Below are 14,101 nucleotides of genomic sequence, written 5' to 3' on the forward strand. Positions count from 1 at the left end.
TTTGAGAATGACCCTCATTCCGAGCGTGGCCATGCCTGCCCGCGTAATAAATTCGGAATAACGAACTACGCGGAGTTATCCCGTTTCGAAGCGCCTCTGTCTGCCAAGCGGCTGGGAGAACTTGAAGATCGTCCCATGAAGGGTAGTTTTGACTCGCAGCATCTGCGGGCGATCCACCGGTATCTGTTTCGGGATGTGTTTCCGTGGGCGGGGGAGTTCCGGGTGGTGAATATCTCGAAAGGCGGGCCCATGTTTGGCCCTGTTATGTTCATCGGACAGGCTCTGGATGATGCTTTTGGGAAGCTGGCTCGAGAGAAGCTTTTGAGTGGGCTCACGGTGGATGCGTTTGCGGACCGAGCGGCGTTCTACCTGGGCGAGATCAATGCGATTCATCCGTTCCGCGAGGGAAATGGGCGGACGCAGCGGGAGTTTATTCGGCAGCTTGCGGTGCGGGCGGGACATACGATCTCATGGGCTGGGTTTACGCAGCAGGAGATGATCGACGCTTCTATCAAGAGCCATGTGGGCGGAGAGAATGAAGCTCTGGCGGAGATTTTAAGACGGGCGCTCATGGAGCGGGGGAACGCATGATTGAGAGTGTTGCGATTGTCGGAACGGGGCTGATCGGGACATCGATCGGCCTCGCTTTGCGTCGGGCTGGGTTTGACGGCGAGATCGTTGGGGTGGATGCCAAGGGGGATGAGGCGGCTATGGCGGTCAGCATGGGGGCTTGCGACCGGGTGGGGGCGTTCGACGATGTGTGGAAGTGTGATGTTGTCGTGCTGGCCGTGCCGGTGCTGACGATTCTGGATTTTCTGGGGCGGCTGGCTCCGTTGATGGGACCGGACCAGTTGATTACGGATGTGGGGAGTACGAAGCTGCAGATCTTTGAGATGGTGAGGTCGCTGCGGGGGAATGAGGTTCGGGTGCGGATGTTGCCGGGGCACCCCATGGCTGGGAAGGAGTCGGGGGGGGCGGAGTTGGGGGATGCGGGGCTCTTTGAGGGGGCTATGTGGCTGTTCACCCCTGCCGAGGAGGAGTGGGATGTGGAGCGGGAGTGGCGGGAGTGGGTTACCCGGTTCGGGGCGCGGACGATGGATATGGACGCCCGGCGGCATGACCAAGTGTGTGCGTGGGTGAGTCATCTGCCGCAGATGGTGGCTACGGCGATGGCGGCGATGTACGAGGACGAGTTTGGGGCGGAGCCGGAGATTGCGGCGGAGTTCCAGGCGATCGGGGGGCGGGCGCTGCGGGAGATGACTCGTCTGGGGGCTAGTCCTTACAGCATGTGGCGGGATGTGGCGATGAGCAATACTGAGCCGCTGGCGGCTACGTTGTTCGCGCTGGAGCAGAGGTTGCAGCATCTGCGCGAGGGGCTTCGGACGCCGGAGCTGAGGGAAGAGTTCCGGCTGGCGAATGCTTTTCGGGCTCGGAAGTAGTACCCCCCCCTCCCCCGGCCGAATGATCCAAAGTCTTTATTCCATTGAAGTTAGGTCTGGACTTCGCTGCTAAGTTCTTTGTTTCGATGGTAAAGTGTTGCAAAGTATTCATTCGAGATGACTTATCCTCATCATGGCACGTACTTTATTTTAGTGCGCCATGACCTCTTCCGGGCTGGGTTTTTCGGCCTTGGCGGGGAGGCGCATGAGGAATGGGAGTGGGCAAAGGCAGAAGACGGAGACCGCAAGCATGAAGAAGGCGTTCTGATAGCTGAGCATGGAGGCCTGGCGGAGCATCTGCTGGTAGCCATAGCCGACCGCTAACTGCGCGGACTGGGCGGCGCTCATGCCGCCGTGGCGTAAGGCGGCTGCGACCGAGTTCATGTATTGCATGTATGGGACGGTGCCGGGGACGGCGTTGGCGGAGAGCTGGTTCTGGTGGGTCTGGGCGGTGCGGGCCAGGAAGGTGGTCAGCAAGGCTGTGCCGGCGGAGCCGCCGAGGTTTCTGGCGAAGTTGGAGAGCGACGAGATCTGATTGGACTTTGAGCGGGGGACGCCGACGTAGTTGAGCGTGGAGATGGGGATGAAGATGAAGGGCAGGCCGATGACCTGGAGCATACGCCAGAGGGTGGCGGTGCCGAAGCTGGTATCGAGCGAAAGCCGGGTGAGGTTGTAGAGGCCGATGGCGGTGGCCATATAGCCGAGACAGACGGTGAGGCGCGGGTCGATCCGCCAACTGAGCGAACGGCCGGCGAGGGCCATGCCGAACATCATGACGAAGCCGGCGGGGGAGAGGACCATTCCGGCTCGCTCGGCGGTGTAGCCGAGGAGGGCCTGTAGGTACTGGGGGATGAGGACGGTCGAGCCGAAGAGGACCATGCCGAGGATCAGCTGGAGGAAGACCGCGGTGCCGAAGTTACGGTTTTTGAGGAGCTTGAGGTCGACGATGGGATCGGGGTGACGCCACTCCCAGATAACGAAGAAGGTAAGGAGGAATACTGCGATGGCGGCGACGGTGCAGATCATGGGGTCGCCGAACCAGTCTTTTTCCTGGCCCTTGTCGAGGAAGAACTCAAGGCAGCCTACGCCGCCGGCGACGAGGGCGAGGCCGGTGAAGTCGACTGGGGCCTTGATGTGGGTGAGGGCTTTAGCCTTCGGTGGGTCTTCAACCATGCGGTTGGAGAGCCACAAGGAGAGCAGGCCGATGGGCAGATTGATGAAGAAGATCCAGTGCCAGTTGAAGTTGTCCGTGATGTAGCCGCCCAGGGTGGGGCCGATGGCGGGCGCGATGACGACGGCGGTGCCGTAGAGGGCGAAGGCCTGGCCGCGCTTTTCAACGGAGAAGGTATCGGCGAGGATGGCTTGCTCTGACGGGGCGAGGCCGCCGCCGCCGGCGCCCTGAAGGATGCGGGCGATGATGAGGATGGGGAGCGTGGGGGCGAGGCCGCAGAGCAACGAGCAGACGGTGAAGATGGCGACGCAGGTCATATAGAAGCGCTTGCGGCCGAAACGGTTCGAGAGCCAGCCGGAGATGGGAAGGACCACGGCGGAGCTGACGAGATAGCTGGTGAGGACCCAGGTGGCCTCTTCTTGGCTTGCGCCCAAAGAGCCTGCGATGTGAGGCAGGGCTACGTTGGCGATGGAGGTATCGAGCACCTCCATGAAGGTGGCGAGGGTGACCGTGAGTGCGATGGCCCAGGGGTTATATTTGGGCTTCCACTCGGCTTCGAGATGGGTTTCGTCTGGCATCAGTTAGTTGATAGGGTATCAGTTTGTTGATATAGAGTATGTGCAGATGATGAAGGACTCAAAAAAATCCGAGGGCGCTCCGCTTCGTCCGATTTCAAAGTTGATCCGGCGGATCACGATGGGATTCCGGACGCGGCTGGACGACCGGCTGCGCGACCATCAGGTGACGACGGCGCAGATTCGGATGCTGTACGAGTTGCGGGAGCGGCCGGGTGGGAGTGGGGCGCAGATGGCTCGGGCGTGCTATGTCAGTCCGCAGAGCGCGCAGACGATGCTGGCGCGGGCGGTGGAGCGGGGATGGGTCGTGCGGGGGAAAGACCCGGAGAATGAACGGCTGGTGACGATGCGGTTGACAGACTCTGGGCGGGAGTTACTGGAGTACGCGGAGGGCGTGGTGAAGGCTATGGAGGCGGAGCTTTGGGAAGGGGTTTCGCCGGAGGAGCTTGGGGTGGTGCGGGGGGTGCTGGAGAGGGTGGCGGGGCGGTTTGAGGAGTAGAGCCGCAACGATCTGATGCGTTGTAGGATGTCTTTCGCTTCATACAACTGAACAAGCGTGCGGGAGTGTTGGCATAGTACAGATCCATCCTGCATCCCGCTGTAAGATTTCAAGAACGAAGAAACTGACAGGGGTGCGGCAGGTGCCAGACGAAGGATCAGTCACGGAGGTAGCATTTCGGCGTCAGATGGCACAGTTTTTCGACGCTGCCACCGATGCGATCTTCTTTCTGGACCGGGATTATCGGTTTACATTTCTCAATCGCCGCGCATTTGAAGTTCTGGCGCCAGGGGGAGGAGACATCCTGGGGCGCGTGCTGTTTGAACTTTACCCGGACACGGTTTACGAGGGCTCCCCTTACGTCAAAGCTTACGAAGGCAGTATGGAGCGGAGAGAGGTCGGGGAGTTCGAAGCCTATTATCCTGAGCCCTTCAACTTCTGGCTGCGCGTGCAAAGCTATCCCGCGGACGACGGGATCATCGTATTCTTTCGTGACGTGACCCAGGATCGGCTTCTGCACGAGTCTTTGCGCAGCAAGAGTGAAGAGGAAGAGCGTCAAAGGGCTGAGATCGAAAGCGTGTATGCGAACGCACCCATTGGGCTGGCGCTGTTCGACCTGAACGACTATACCTATCTGCGTTTGAATGACCGGCAGGCAGCCTTCTTTGGGAAGAGACCGGAAGAGGTTGTCGGTCGAACGCTTACGGAGATGGCTCCGATCGAAGGTTTGCGTGAGCTGTTCGATGGCGTGGCGGCGGGAGTGCCCGTGATCAACTTTCCGCTGGTGGGGGCACTGGTTACCGATCCGGATACCGTGCGCTACTGGACCGTGAGCTACTTTCCAGTGACTTCAAGCGATGGGACAGTTACGGGCATTACGGCTGCCTCTCTTGAGGTGACCCATCAGAAGAAGACCGAAATGGCTCTCATTCAGAGCGAAAAGCTGGCTGCGGTTGGGCGGTTGGCGTCAAGCATTGCACATGAGATCAACAACCCGCTTGAGGCGGTGACCAATCTCTTGTATCTGGCGGAGCGAACGGATGATTTGACGGAGGTGCGGCAGTATCTCCGTGACGCGGAGGTGGAGTTGAGGCGCGTCGCTGCCATCACTGCCCAGACCTTGCGCTTCCATAAGCAATCAACCGACGCCCAGGCGGTCACGATGGAGGAGTTGATCCGAAGCGCTCTTTCAATCTTTCAAGGAAGGCTTGCGAACTCTCCCATCGAAGTTGTGGAGTGTTTCCATGCCCAACAGCCAGTGCGTTGCTTCGAAGGAGAGATTCGACAGGTCTTGAGCAACCTTCTGGGCAATGCGCTGGACTCCATGAGCGCGGAAGGTGGACGCCTGTTAATTCGGACCCAGACTGCGACCAACTGGAGGACTGGTGATCGCGGGGTGGCGATCCTCTTTGGAGATCAAGGGACCGGGATCGACGCAAAGTTCCGTGCGAAGCTCTTCGAGCCGTTCTTCACGACCAAGGGCATCATGGGGACGGGTCTGGGCCTTTGGGTGAGTAAAGGGATTATCGATCGGCATCATGGGACGATTGCGGTGCGAAGCCGCCAGATGCCTGGGGCCAGCGGGACTATCTTCCGGATCTGGCTTCCCTTCGACGCGGCCGTCCGTAGGTCATAGAAGGACCTGGCCCCAAACGAACGATGGCGACTGCAAAAGCTACAATAGGGGATTAGGCGAAAGCTTGCCTGACTTTCTTGGGTTGCGGGTGTTATTGCCATGAAGCTGCGTCCGGTTTTGCTGGTTCTTCTGTTGCTTGCGGGGTTCTACTACCTGACGACGCGTGGGGCGTCCTCGCGGGCGCTGATTCCGTGGGCGCATGGGGTCTCGCGGGCTTCGTTTGTGCCGGCTGCGGGGGAAGGTTCGGTCGACCGGTCGGTGGGGTCTGACGATGGGCCGCTGGGGAACTTCCACCTGACCGAGTCGGCTTCGGCTGCGCCGGCTTTCGATGCGGAGGAGCAGCAGAATATTGCGGTTTACCGGAAGGCGCTGCCTTCGGTGGTGAATATTACTTCGACCGCCGTGAGCTACGACTTCTTCAATCGGCCGGTGCCGCAGCAGGGACAGGGGTCGGGGTTTGTGCTGGATAAGGAAGGGCACATCCTGACGAATAATCACGTCATCGACAACGCGCAGCGGGTTGAGGTGACTCTGTCCGACAAGCATAAGTACAAGGCGACGGTGATCGGGATCGATACGCATCATGATCTGGCGCTGCTTTCGATTACGGCTCCGGGGCTGGTGCCGGCGACGCTGTCCGATAGCGGCGGTCTGGTGGTGGGGCAGAAGGTGTATGCGATCGGAAATCCGTTTGGGTTGAGCGGGACGATGACGCGGGGGATGATCTCGGCGATCCGGTCCATTGGGACGTCCGGGACGCAGGGCGGCGGCGGGGCGATCGAGGATGCGATTCAGACGGATGCGGCGATCAATCCCGGGAACTCGGGTGGTCCGCTGCTGAACTCGCGGGGCGAGGTGATTGGGATTACGACGCTGATTGCGAGCTCGGGCGCGGATCAGTCGGCTGGGATCGGGTTTGCGATTCCGATCAATACGGCGAAGGCGGTGCTGGACGACTTTGCGCATTATGGCAAGGTGAGGCGGCCATCGCTGGATATCGAGACGCTGCCGATTGGGCCGGATATTGCTGAACAGATTGGGCTGCCGGCGGACTATGGAGTTCTGGTCGAGAAGACGATGCCGGGTGGCGCTGCCGAGAAGGCCGGGCTGCGCGGCGGGAATCAGCGGGTCTATATGGGGAATACGCCGATCGATCTGGGCGGGGACCTGATCGTCGGGATGGATGGGCAGGAGGTGCAGACGCCGCAGGATCTGAGCCAGGCGCTGACTCGGCACAAGGCCGGCGACGTGGTGACGGTGACGGTGTTCCGGGGACAACGGAAGCTGAACCTGAAGGTGACGCTGGGCGATGCGAAGGATGCAATCTCGCTTCCGGGGCGGAGTACTTAAGTTGCGATTCGGGATTTCGTAAGATGAGGCTTGCAGATGGACTTGAATACGCCGAACTTTGAGCGGGCTGAGTATCGCGAGCCCCAGGTGATTGAAGGGTATCCTGTTGAGCCGGCGGGTGGCCGCGGGCTCGGACCGGCGCTGCTGTTCGGGCTGGGTGCTGCTGTGGTGGGGTGCGTGGGGTATGCGGTGGTGGGGCTCTCGCACATCATGGCGAGTATCGTGTCTATCGGCGTGGGTTGGCTGGTGGGCAAGGCGATGATGACGGGGTCGGGCGGCGTGGGTGGGCGGCCTTATCAGGTGGCGGCGGTGTTGATGACTTACTTTGCGTGCTCGGTGGGGGATATGGTGGACATTCTTCACTTTCAGGGGATTCCGTTTGCGCTGATGGGGAAGCTGCCGCCTGCATTTCTGCTGAAGCTGGCGGTCGGATTGCCGTTCCTGCAGCTGCGGAGCAATCCGCTGAATGGTGGATTGGGGTTGCTGATTCTGTTCTTCGGGTTGCAGGCTGCGTGGCGGATTGCGGCGGGTGGGCCGGGTTTCGGGCGTGTGGGTGGCGGGCCTAGGATGACGCCGTTTGGGATGCGGTAAAGGTTTGGGTTGCGTCTAAAGAGAGAGTGTTGATTTGAGTATGAATGTGGCTGAGAGTGTTGCTGTGTCGCCTGTACCGCTTTCGGCTCCTGAGCCGATCTTCAACTGCCCTGAGTGCAGCCATTGGCTTGCGCCGGGGACGCTGGCTTGCCCGGACTGTCATGCGATCGTCTATGCGCAGCATATGAAGGCGATTGCTACGGCGGCTCTGGCGGAAGAGGGCGAGAAGCACTGGGCGGAGGCGAGGGAGATCTGGCGGCAGGGGCTCGGGTGGCTGCCCGCCGAGACGAAGCAGTACGACGCGGTGGTGGAGCGGATGACGCTGCTCGACGGGCGGATCAGGGGCGCGGAGGATACGAAGGCGAAGTGGACGAAACGGCTTGGGCCGCTGGCTCCAGTTGTTTTCTTCCTGGCCAAGGCTAAGAGCTTTTTGTTCATCCTGTTTAAGTTGAAGTTTCTGCTGAGCTTTGTGGGGTTCTTTGCGATCTACTGGGCTCTGTTTGGGTGGCGGTTCGGGTTGGGGTTTACGCTCTCGATCCTGGTTCATGAGATGGGGCACTATGTGGCAGCGCGGAGGCGCGGGCTGAAGGTTGATCTGCCGGTGTTTCTGCCGGGGCTTGGCGCCTATGTGCGGTGGTACTCGATGGGGATCAACCTGGAGGAGCTGTCGAGCATCGCGCTCGCCGGGCCGTTCTTCGGGCTGATCTTTGCGGTGGCGTGCGGGGCGGTGGCGAAGTTTTCCGTCGGGACGACGCAGGAGCTGTTCAGCGCGCTGGCGCATGTGACGGCGTGGCTGAACCTGCTGAACCTGATCCCGGTGTTCGGGCTGGATGGGGCACAGGCGACGTATGCGCTCGACAAGATGCAGCGTTGGCTGATCCTGGCGAGCGCGCTGATCTTCTTCGGGCTCTCCCAGGAGTGGATGCTGCTGGGAGTGGCGGCGGGGATGGGCTGGCGGCTTTGGACGGGGGATGTGCCGGAGAAGCCGGGGACCGGAACGTTTCTGCGGTACGTGCTGTTGATCTTCGCGCTGGGAATCGTGGTTTATGTGTTCCCGGATACTACGCGGCGGTTCTAAGGGCTAGAGGGGCATCTGGTGGGTGGTGGCGGGGTTTTCTACCTTGTCCAGGACTTCCAGTTTGACCTTGGCTACGCCGGCGTTGATGATGCCGAGTTGTTTGGCTGCGCCGGAGGATAGATCAATGATACGGCTGGGGGTCATGGTGCCGCGGTCGTTGATCTTGACGATGACGGATTTGCCGGTGTTGACGGCGGTGACCTTGACGCGGGTGCCGAAGGGCAGGGTGCGGTGGCAGGCGGTGAGGAGGGTCTCGTTGAAGGTCTCGCCGCTGGCGGTCTTTTTGCCGTTCCACATGGAGCCGTACCAGGAGGCCATGCCGGTTCCGGCGAGGCGCAGGGGGTGCAATGCCTTGGTGAGGACGGGTGCGACACTGGCGTGGATGCGGGCGGCGACGGGAAGCTTTTTGGCTACGGAGTTACCGGCTACCGGCACGAGGGCGGGCGGATTCACCATGGGGGCTACGGTCGCGATGGGAGCTGTCGCGGGGACGGGAGTGGGGAGTGAGAACAGAGTCGTCACGGCCATGCACGCTGCGATGAGATCCATCTTGAGATATTGAAGCAAACCATCTCCATGCCGGTGATGTTCCGGCCCACCCATAAGTTTACCGGTATTCGCCCAAAAAGCCTACCTTTGGGCGTGACTTTTGCATGGGAAAAGCGGTGTTTCTTTTATGGGAATGGCTTGATTTATGCGGAGATCTGTGGGTGTTTTCTAGGGCTTTCTGAGTTGTCAGGGTCTCGGTAAGGAGTTTAAAGAGAGGAATCAAAGTAGTAACGGGCGGGCTGCGGGCGTAACCTGCGCGGGGTGTTTTCGGCGTCTTGAGGAAGCGGGTTTGCTGACGGGGGCGTGGTGCGGATAGGGTCTAAGGTATGAGCGAGATGAACGGTGTTGTGATGTCGCTGGCCGGTAAGGTGGCTTTGATTACGGGTGGGTCGCGTGGCATTGGTGCGGCTACGGTGAGGATGTTTCGGGCGGCGGGCGCGCGGGTGGTGTTTAGCTACCAAGCGGCCCAGGAGCAGGCGGAGGCGCTGGTAGTGGAGTGTGGTGGCGAGGAGGTCTGCCGGGCGGTGAGGCAGGCACTGGCTACGCCGGCGGATGGGGCTGCGCTGGTGGCGGCGGCCGTGGAGGCGTTTGGTCGGGTGGATTGCCTGATCGTGAACCATGGGATCTGGCCCGCGCACGATCAGCCGATTGCGACGATGACGGATGAACAGTGGCGGGGGACGATCTCGATCAATCTGGATAGTGTGTTTGGGCTGGTGAGGGCGGGGGTGGCAGCGATGCAGACCCAGGTCCGAGAGTCCGGACCTGGGGCACCCAGCTCTGTAAAGGGGCATATTGTGCTGATTGCTTCTACGGCGGCGCAGCGGGGGGAGGCGTTTCATGCGGACTATGCGGCTAGTAAGGGGGCGCTGATCTCGCTGACGAAGAGCTTGTCCAGCGAGCTGGCGGGGCAGGGGATTCTTTGCAACTGCGTGGCTCCGGGGTGGGTGGGGACGGAGATGTCGCTTGCAGCCCTGAGCGATCCGGAGACGTCCAAGAAGGCGACGGCGTTGATTCCGCTGGGACGGATTGGGTCTGTGGAGGAGATTGCCGGGCCGGTGCTGTTTCTGTGTACTCCGCTGGCTGGGTTTGTCTCCGGCGAGATCTTCAATGTGAACGGCGGGGCTGTGCTGGTTGGGTGAAAGAGGAACTGCGATGAAGGGTTTGCTGCTGGCTTTGGTGTTGGTTGGGACGGGTCGTGGGGCTGTGGCGCAGCAGGGCGCGCAGGAGATGAAGAGTGCGGCACCGGCTTCGCGGCCTGGGGAGACGCAGGAGCAGAAGGGCAAACGCCTGCTGGACGAGATGCTGAAGGCGCTGGGGGGTGATGCTTGGCTGAATCGGGGGACCGTGTACGACGAGGGGCAGGTGGCGTCGTTCTTTCGTGGGCAGCCTACAGGCGCGGTGACCCGGTTTGAGGAGTGGAAGCGGCTGGAGACGGCGGGGTCGCCGGAGGTGACGCGGATTGAATTCCTGACAATCAAGGGGATGATCAAGCCGGGAATGAAGCGGGATGTGGCGCACCTCTGGACGGCAGACCAGGGTGTCGAGTTGACCTACAAGGGCAAGACGCTGCTGCCGAAGCCGCAGGTGGAGGACTACATGCGGCGGCGTGGGCATACGCTGGATGCGGTGATGAAGGACCTGATCAAGCAGCCGGGGGTGATTGTGATCGCAGAGGGGATTGGAATGCGGGACCGGCTGCCGGTGGATAAGGTGACGGTGCTCACGGCGAACAATGACGCGGTGACGCTGGAGCTGGATCAGCACTCGCACCTGCCGGTGCAGCGGGCGTTCGAGTGGCGGAATGAGCAGTTCAAGGATCATGACATCGACGAAGAGGTCTACGGCGACTGGCGCTACTACCAGGGGATTGCGACGCCGATGAATATGACGCGCTACCGCAATGGCGACATGGTGGACCAGACGTTTTACGTGAAGGTGAAGTACGGCGAGCCGATGGGAGCGGAGCTGTTCGACCCGGAGAAGCCGCTGCTGAAGAAGTAGGGCGGTTTATACTCGTGTCTGCCATGAGTGAGACTGAAACCGCCCCGACTGCGACCGAAACGGCTACGCCGCCTGCCTATAAACAGACGATGGATATAACCGAGATTATGGCGATCCTGCCGCATCGGTATCCGTTTCTGCTGATCGACCGCGTGATTGAGATCGAGCGTAAGCAGCGGATCGTCGCAATCAAGAACGTGACGGTGAACGAGCCGCACTTCACGGGACACTTCCCGGACTATCCGATCATGCCGGGCGTCCTGATGGTGGAGGCGATCGCGCAGACTGGTGGCGCGCTGCTGCTGACGGAGATTGAAGACCGCGACCAGAAGCTGATGGTGTTTACGGGGATCGAGAGCGCTCGTTTCCGCCGGCCGGTTACGCCGGGCGACCAGCTTCGCATTGAGGTGAAGGTGGTGAACTGGCGGACGCGTGTGGTGAAGATGGCCGGCGTGATCACGGTGGACGGCAAGGTGGTCTGCGATGCGACGGTTACCTGCGCGTTGACGGATCGGCCTAAGAAGGCGGCTGCTGCGAGTGCGGAGAGCGCGGAGTGAGCGTTCATTCGACCGCGATCATCGAGGCGGGAGCCGTGGTGCCGGAGAGTTGCACGATTGGGCCTTACTGCACGATCGGCAAGGATGTCGTGCTGGGCGAGGAGTGCGAGCTGATCTCGCATGTGGTGCTGGCGGGGCATACGACGCTGGGGCGCGGGAACAAGGTGTTCTCGTTTGCGTGTATCGGGATTGCTCCGCAGGACCTGAAGTACAAGGACGAGCCTACGCGGGTAGTGCTGGGCGATGACAATGTGATTCGGGAGTATGTGACGATCTCGCGTGGGACCGTGGGCGGCGGCGGGCTGACGACGGTGGGCGATGGCTGCCTGATCATGGCGTACACGCATATTGGGCATGATTCTTCGATTGGGAATGGGTGCATTCTGGCCAACTCGGCTACGCTGGCGGGGCATGTAACGGTGGAGGACTATGCGGTGGTGGGGGCGCTTTGTCCCGTGCATCAGTTTTGCCGGATCGGGAAGTATGCGTACATTGGCGGTGGCACGACGATCACGCAGGATGTGCTGCCGTTCTCGCTGACGTCGATCGCTCGGGATAACCATGCGTATGGGCTGAATAAGGTGGGGCTGGAACGGCGAGGGTTTACGCCGGAGCAATTGAAGGAGCTGCGTGGGGCTTATCGGCTGATTACGGCGGGGAAGATGAATGTGTCGCAGGCTCTCGAAGAGCTGCGCGGGCGGATCGCAGCAGGTGAGGTGGGCGAGCATGTGAAGTACCTGGTGGAGTTTGTGGGGAAGAGCGAGCGGGGCGTGATCCGGTAATGCCCACGGTGCTGAGGGTTGGACCTTATCGGTTCTACTTTTACTCAGAAGAAGGGAAGGAGCCGCCTCACGTTCACGTTGAAGCCGGTGAGAAGAAAGCGAAGTATTGGATTACTCCCGTAGAATTGCAGAAGAACGAAGGCTTCCGTAGCGGGGAGAGAAGGGAGATCGAGCAGATTCTTCACCAGAATCTCACTTCGATCCTGAGTAAATGGAATGAATACTTCAAGATCAATACCGACTGAAGTGATGGTGGATGATTCCGTACTGCGGGTCCGTTTTGAAGACGGCACGGAAGCTACTTCCCCAGTCCAGCGATTTCCTCGTTTGCTGCACGCGACTCCGAAAGAGCGGAGTGTATGGAGAATCATTGGCAAGGGCGATGGGATCCATTGGCCTGAGATTGATGAAGATATTTCCATCCGTTCTCTTCGTGGGGAGATGCCGCTAGCGACTGCTTCGTCCGAGAAGATTGAAGAGGTGCTCAAGCTCACTGGGGAGATTTACAAAGCCTCCCACCGGCTCCGTGAGATTTCTGGAGGACGATCCTTTACACCGGACGGACACTTCGTTGCTGCGGTCGGGAAGGTGGTTGCGGAATATATCTATGATCTTCGTCCGGTCTCGGATGATGTGCGTTTTGTAGACGCGGTCAGCAGTTCCGGCGCATCGGTCCAGATCATGCTGGCTGGTCCAACAGGGACGAAGTTTGGAATCCGCTGGTCAAAGGGTTCTAGTTCTTCGCACGCAGATATTTTGCTTTGTCTGAAGCTCACGGCCGAAGGATTTCAGGAGATTTACAACGGCTCCTTTCCTGTTGAGTTGGTCGAGGGTAAACCAGCGGGTCAGGTTCAGATATCCGTAAAGCGCCTCATAGAACATAACCCTGCGTTGCTGGAAAAAGCGCACAGCTTCGCCAGCATCAACGGCTTTCTTCCAGCTCAACTCGCAAATGTCGCCTGAGTCCGGGGTGGGTAGGCTGGGGTTGATTGCAGGGAATGGGCGGTTTCCTTTTCTGCTGCTGGATGCGGCGCGGGCGCATGGGTTGGATGTTGTCGTTGCGGCGATCAAAGAAGAAACGGATGTGGAGATGGATGAGCGGGCGGCGCTCGACGCCGGCGTGCGGGTGCATTGGATGTCGCTGGGGGAGCTTTCAAAGCTGATCGAGACGTTCCGGGCTGAGGGCGTGACTCGAGCCGTAATGGCGGGGCAGGTGAAGCATAAGCAGATCTTTTCGAGCATTCGGCCGGACTGGCGGCTGGCGAAGCTGCTGCTGAATCTGAGGACTCGGAATACGGATATGCTGCTGGGTGCGGTAGCCAAGGTGCTGGGAGATGAAGGAATCGAGTTGATCTCTTCCACGGCCTACCTGGAGCCTCTGCTGGCGACAGTGGGGGTGATGGGTGCGCGGATGCCCACTGAGGATGAGCGCAAGGATATCGAGTATGGGATGACGGTGGCTCGAGGGATTGCGGGGTTCGACCTGGGGCAGACGGTGGTGGTGGCGGCGCAGGCGTGCGTGGCGGTGGAGGCGATGGAGGGGACCGACGCGACGATCGCTCGGGCTGGGGAACTCTTCCGGACGCTGGGTGACGGGGATGCGACGCTGAGCCGTGCGCTGACGGTGGTGAAGGTGGCTAAGCCAAACCAGGATATGCGCTTCGACGTGCCGGTGGTGGGGGTGCCAACGATTGCGGCGATGAAGGATGCGGGGGCGACTTGCCTGTGCGTGGAGGCGGGTAGGACGTTGCTGTTCGACCGCGCGGCCATGGTGGCGGCTGCGGATGCGGCAGGGATCGCCTTGGTGGGCCGGGAGTAATGCGGCTGGCGTAGAATTGCGTTGTCCTCAGTCATGCAGGCAAAGGCGACC

Annotated in this window: 16 protein-coding genes; 14 read left to right on the forward strand and 2 right to left on the reverse strand. The window is 60.6% G+C overall.

What is annotated here, in order from left to right; translation table 11 throughout:
* The first annotated feature begins 135 nt into the window (after window positions 1–135).
* Both ACIX9_RS03335 and ACIX9_RS03340 read left to right on the forward strand, forming a co-directional pair.
* Window positions 136–591: a Fic/DOC family protein gene (locus ACIX9_RS03335; protein WP_085940613.1), complete on the forward strand. Its 456-nt coding sequence runs from the start codon at window positions 136–138 to the stop codon at window positions 589–591.
* On the forward strand, window positions 588–1,439 hold the full coding sequence (locus ACIX9_RS03340) for a prephenate dehydrogenase (protein ID WP_013579066.1): 852 nt from the start codon (window positions 588–590) through the stop codon (window positions 1,437–1,439). Before ACIX9_RS03335 ends, ACIX9_RS03340 begins: the two co-directional genes overlap by 4 nt.
* Window positions 1,440–1,589: 150 nt before the next feature.
* On the opposite strand, the gene ACIX9_RS03345 is transcribed toward ACIX9_RS03340, so the two are convergent.
* Complete coding sequence (locus tag ACIX9_RS03345) at window positions 1,590–3,188, reverse strand: DHA2 family efflux MFS transporter permease subunit (protein ID WP_013579067.1); 1,599 nt, start codon at window positions 3,186–3,188, stop codon at window positions 1,590–1,592.
* A 46-nt stretch (window positions 3,189–3,234) separates the two neighbouring features.
* Between ACIX9_RS03345 and ACIX9_RS03350 the strand changes: the two genes are divergently transcribed.
* From ACIX9_RS03350 to ACIX9_RS23450, 5 genes are all read left to right on the forward strand, one after another.
* Window positions 3,235–3,684 (forward strand): MarR family winged helix-turn-helix transcriptional regulator, encoded by a 450-nt coding sequence (locus tag ACIX9_RS03350; protein WP_013579068.1) that lies wholly within the window; start codon window positions 3,235–3,237, stop codon window positions 3,682–3,684.
* 187 nt (window positions 3,685–3,871) lie between these two features.
* Window positions 3,872–5,320 (forward strand): PAS domain-containing protein, encoded by a 1,449-nt coding sequence (locus ACIX9_RS03355; RefSeq protein ID WP_013579069.1) that lies wholly within the window; start codon window positions 3,872–3,874, stop codon window positions 5,318–5,320.
* A 99-nt stretch (window positions 5,321–5,419) separates the two neighbouring features.
* Complete coding sequence (locus ACIX9_RS03360; RefSeq protein WP_013579070.1) at window positions 5,420–6,670, forward strand: S1C family serine protease; 1,251 nt, start codon at window positions 5,420–5,422, stop codon at window positions 6,668–6,670.
* 36 nt (window positions 6,671–6,706) lie between these two features.
* Entirely contained in the window at window positions 6,707–7,261 is a 555-nt protein-coding gene (locus tag ACIX9_RS03365) for a hypothetical protein (RefSeq protein ID WP_013579071.1), read from the forward strand.
* Between the two features lie 40 nt (window positions 7,262–7,301).
* Entirely contained in the window at window positions 7,302–8,339 is a 1,038-nt protein-coding gene (locus ACIX9_RS23450; RefSeq protein ID WP_013579072.1) for a site-2 protease family protein, read from the forward strand.
* A gap of 3 nt (window positions 8,340–8,342) precedes the next feature.
* On the opposite strand, the gene ACIX9_RS23455 is transcribed toward ACIX9_RS23450, so the two are convergent.
* On the reverse strand, window positions 8,343–8,906 hold the full coding sequence (locus tag ACIX9_RS23455; RefSeq protein WP_013579073.1) for a septal ring lytic transglycosylase RlpA family protein: 564 nt from the start codon (window positions 8,904–8,906) through the stop codon (window positions 8,343–8,345).
* Window positions 8,907–9,214: 308 nt separating this feature from the next.
* Here ACIX9_RS23455 and ACIX9_RS03380 point away from each other — a divergent pair, with 308 nt between their 5' ends.
* Genes ACIX9_RS03380 through ACIX9_RS03415 form a run of 7 tightly spaced genes read left to right on the forward strand, consistent with a single transcriptional unit; the run spans window position 9,215 to window position 14,050 of the window.
* Window positions 9,215–10,030 carry an SDR family NAD(P)-dependent oxidoreductase gene (locus tag ACIX9_RS03380; protein ID WP_013579074.1) on the forward strand — a complete coding sequence of 272 codons (816 nt, stop codon included), beginning with the start codon at window positions 9,215–9,217 and terminating at the stop codon, window positions 10,028–10,030.
* 13 nt (window positions 10,031–10,043) lie between these two features.
* Entirely contained in the window at window positions 10,044–10,892 is an 849-nt protein-coding gene (locus tag ACIX9_RS03385) for a hypothetical protein (protein ID WP_013579075.1), read from the forward strand.
* Between the two features lie 23 nt (window positions 10,893–10,915).
* The gene (gene fabZ / locus ACIX9_RS03390; protein ID WP_013579076.1) at window positions 10,916–11,449 is read left to right on the forward strand and encodes a 3-hydroxyacyl-ACP dehydratase FabZ; all 534 of its coding nucleotides are present in this window, start codon (window positions 10,916–10,918) and stop codon (window positions 11,447–11,449) included.
* Window positions 11,446–12,231 (forward strand): acyl-ACP--UDP-N-acetylglucosamine O-acyltransferase, encoded by a 786-nt coding sequence (gene lpxA, locus ACIX9_RS03395; RefSeq protein WP_013579077.1) that lies wholly within the window; start codon window positions 11,446–11,448, stop codon window positions 12,229–12,231. Before fabZ ends, lpxA begins: the two co-directional genes overlap by 4 nt.
* Entirely contained in the window at window positions 12,231–12,476 is a 246-nt protein-coding gene (locus ACIX9_RS03400) for a DUF4160 domain-containing protein (RefSeq protein ID WP_013579078.1), read from the forward strand. The genes lpxA and ACIX9_RS03400 overlap by 1 nt, the downstream gene beginning before the upstream one ends.
* A 4-nt stretch (window positions 12,477–12,480) precedes the next feature.
* The gene (locus tag ACIX9_RS23460) at window positions 12,481–13,194 is read left to right on the forward strand and encodes a DUF2442 domain-containing protein (protein WP_013579079.1); all 714 of its coding nucleotides are present in this window, start codon (window positions 12,481–12,483) and stop codon (window positions 13,192–13,194) included.
* Complete coding sequence (locus ACIX9_RS03415; protein WP_013579080.1) at window positions 13,184–14,050, forward strand: LpxI family protein; 867 nt, start codon at window positions 13,184–13,186, stop codon at window positions 14,048–14,050. The genes ACIX9_RS23460 and ACIX9_RS03415 overlap by 11 nt, the downstream gene beginning before the upstream one ends.
* Window positions 14,051–14,101: the final 51 nt, after the last annotated feature.

Source organism: Granulicella tundricola MP5ACTX9 (assembly GCF_000178975.2).
Taxonomy (GTDB): Bacteria; Acidobacteriota; Terriglobia; order Terriglobales; family Acidobacteriaceae; genus Edaphobacter; species Edaphobacter tundricola.

What these genes read in the sequence shown, in the direction of transcription:
- ACIX9_RS03400 (WP_013579078.1), top strand. Translation starts at nt 12,231, where the DNA reads ATGCCCACGGTGCTGAGGGTTGGACCTTATCGGTTCTACTTTTACTCA.
- ACIX9_RS03385 (WP_013579075.1), top strand. Translation starts at nt 10,044, where the DNA reads ATGAAGGGTTTGCTGCTGGCTTTGGTGTTGGTTGGGACGGGTCGTGGG.
- fabZ (WP_013579076.1), top strand. Translation starts at nt 10,916, where the DNA reads ATGAGTGAGACTGAAACCGCCCCGACTGCGACCGAAACGGCTACGCCG.
- ACIX9_RS03340 (WP_013579066.1), top strand. Translation starts at nt 588, where the DNA reads ATGATTGAGAGTGTTGCGATTGTCGGAACGGGGCTGATCGGGACATCG.
- ACIX9_RS03345 (WP_013579067.1), bottom strand. Translation starts at nt 3,188, where the DNA reads ATGCCAGACGAAACCCATCTCGAAGCCGAGTGGAAGCCCAAATATAAC.
- ACIX9_RS03335 (WP_085940613.1), top strand. Translation starts at nt 136, where the DNA reads ATGAAGGGTAGTTTTGACTCGCAGCATCTGCGGGCGATCCACCGGTAT.
- ACIX9_RS23450 (WP_013579072.1), top strand. Translation starts at nt 7,302, where the DNA reads ATGAATGTGGCTGAGAGTGTTGCTGTGTCGCCTGTACCGCTTTCGGCT.
- ACIX9_RS03355 (WP_013579069.1), top strand. Translation starts at nt 3,872, where the DNA reads ATGGCACAGTTTTTCGACGCTGCCACCGATGCGATCTTCTTTCTGGAC.
- ACIX9_RS03365 (WP_013579071.1), top strand. Translation starts at nt 6,707, where the DNA reads ATGGACTTGAATACGCCGAACTTTGAGCGGGCTGAGTATCGCGAGCCC.
- ACIX9_RS03350 (WP_013579068.1), top strand. Translation starts at nt 3,235, where the DNA reads ATGATGAAGGACTCAAAAAAATCCGAGGGCGCTCCGCTTCGTCCGATT.
- ACIX9_RS23460 (WP_013579079.1), top strand. Translation starts at nt 12,481, where the DNA reads ATGGTGGATGATTCCGTACTGCGGGTCCGTTTTGAAGACGGCACGGAA.
- ACIX9_RS03360 (WP_013579070.1), top strand. Translation starts at nt 5,420, where the DNA reads ATGAAGCTGCGTCCGGTTTTGCTGGTTCTTCTGTTGCTTGCGGGGTTC.
- ACIX9_RS03415 (WP_013579080.1), top strand. Translation starts at nt 13,184, where the DNA reads ATGTCGCCTGAGTCCGGGGTGGGTAGGCTGGGGTTGATTGCAGGGAAT.
- ACIX9_RS03380 (WP_013579074.1), top strand. Translation starts at nt 9,215, where the DNA reads ATGAGCGAGATGAACGGTGTTGTGATGTCGCTGGCCGGTAAGGTGGCT.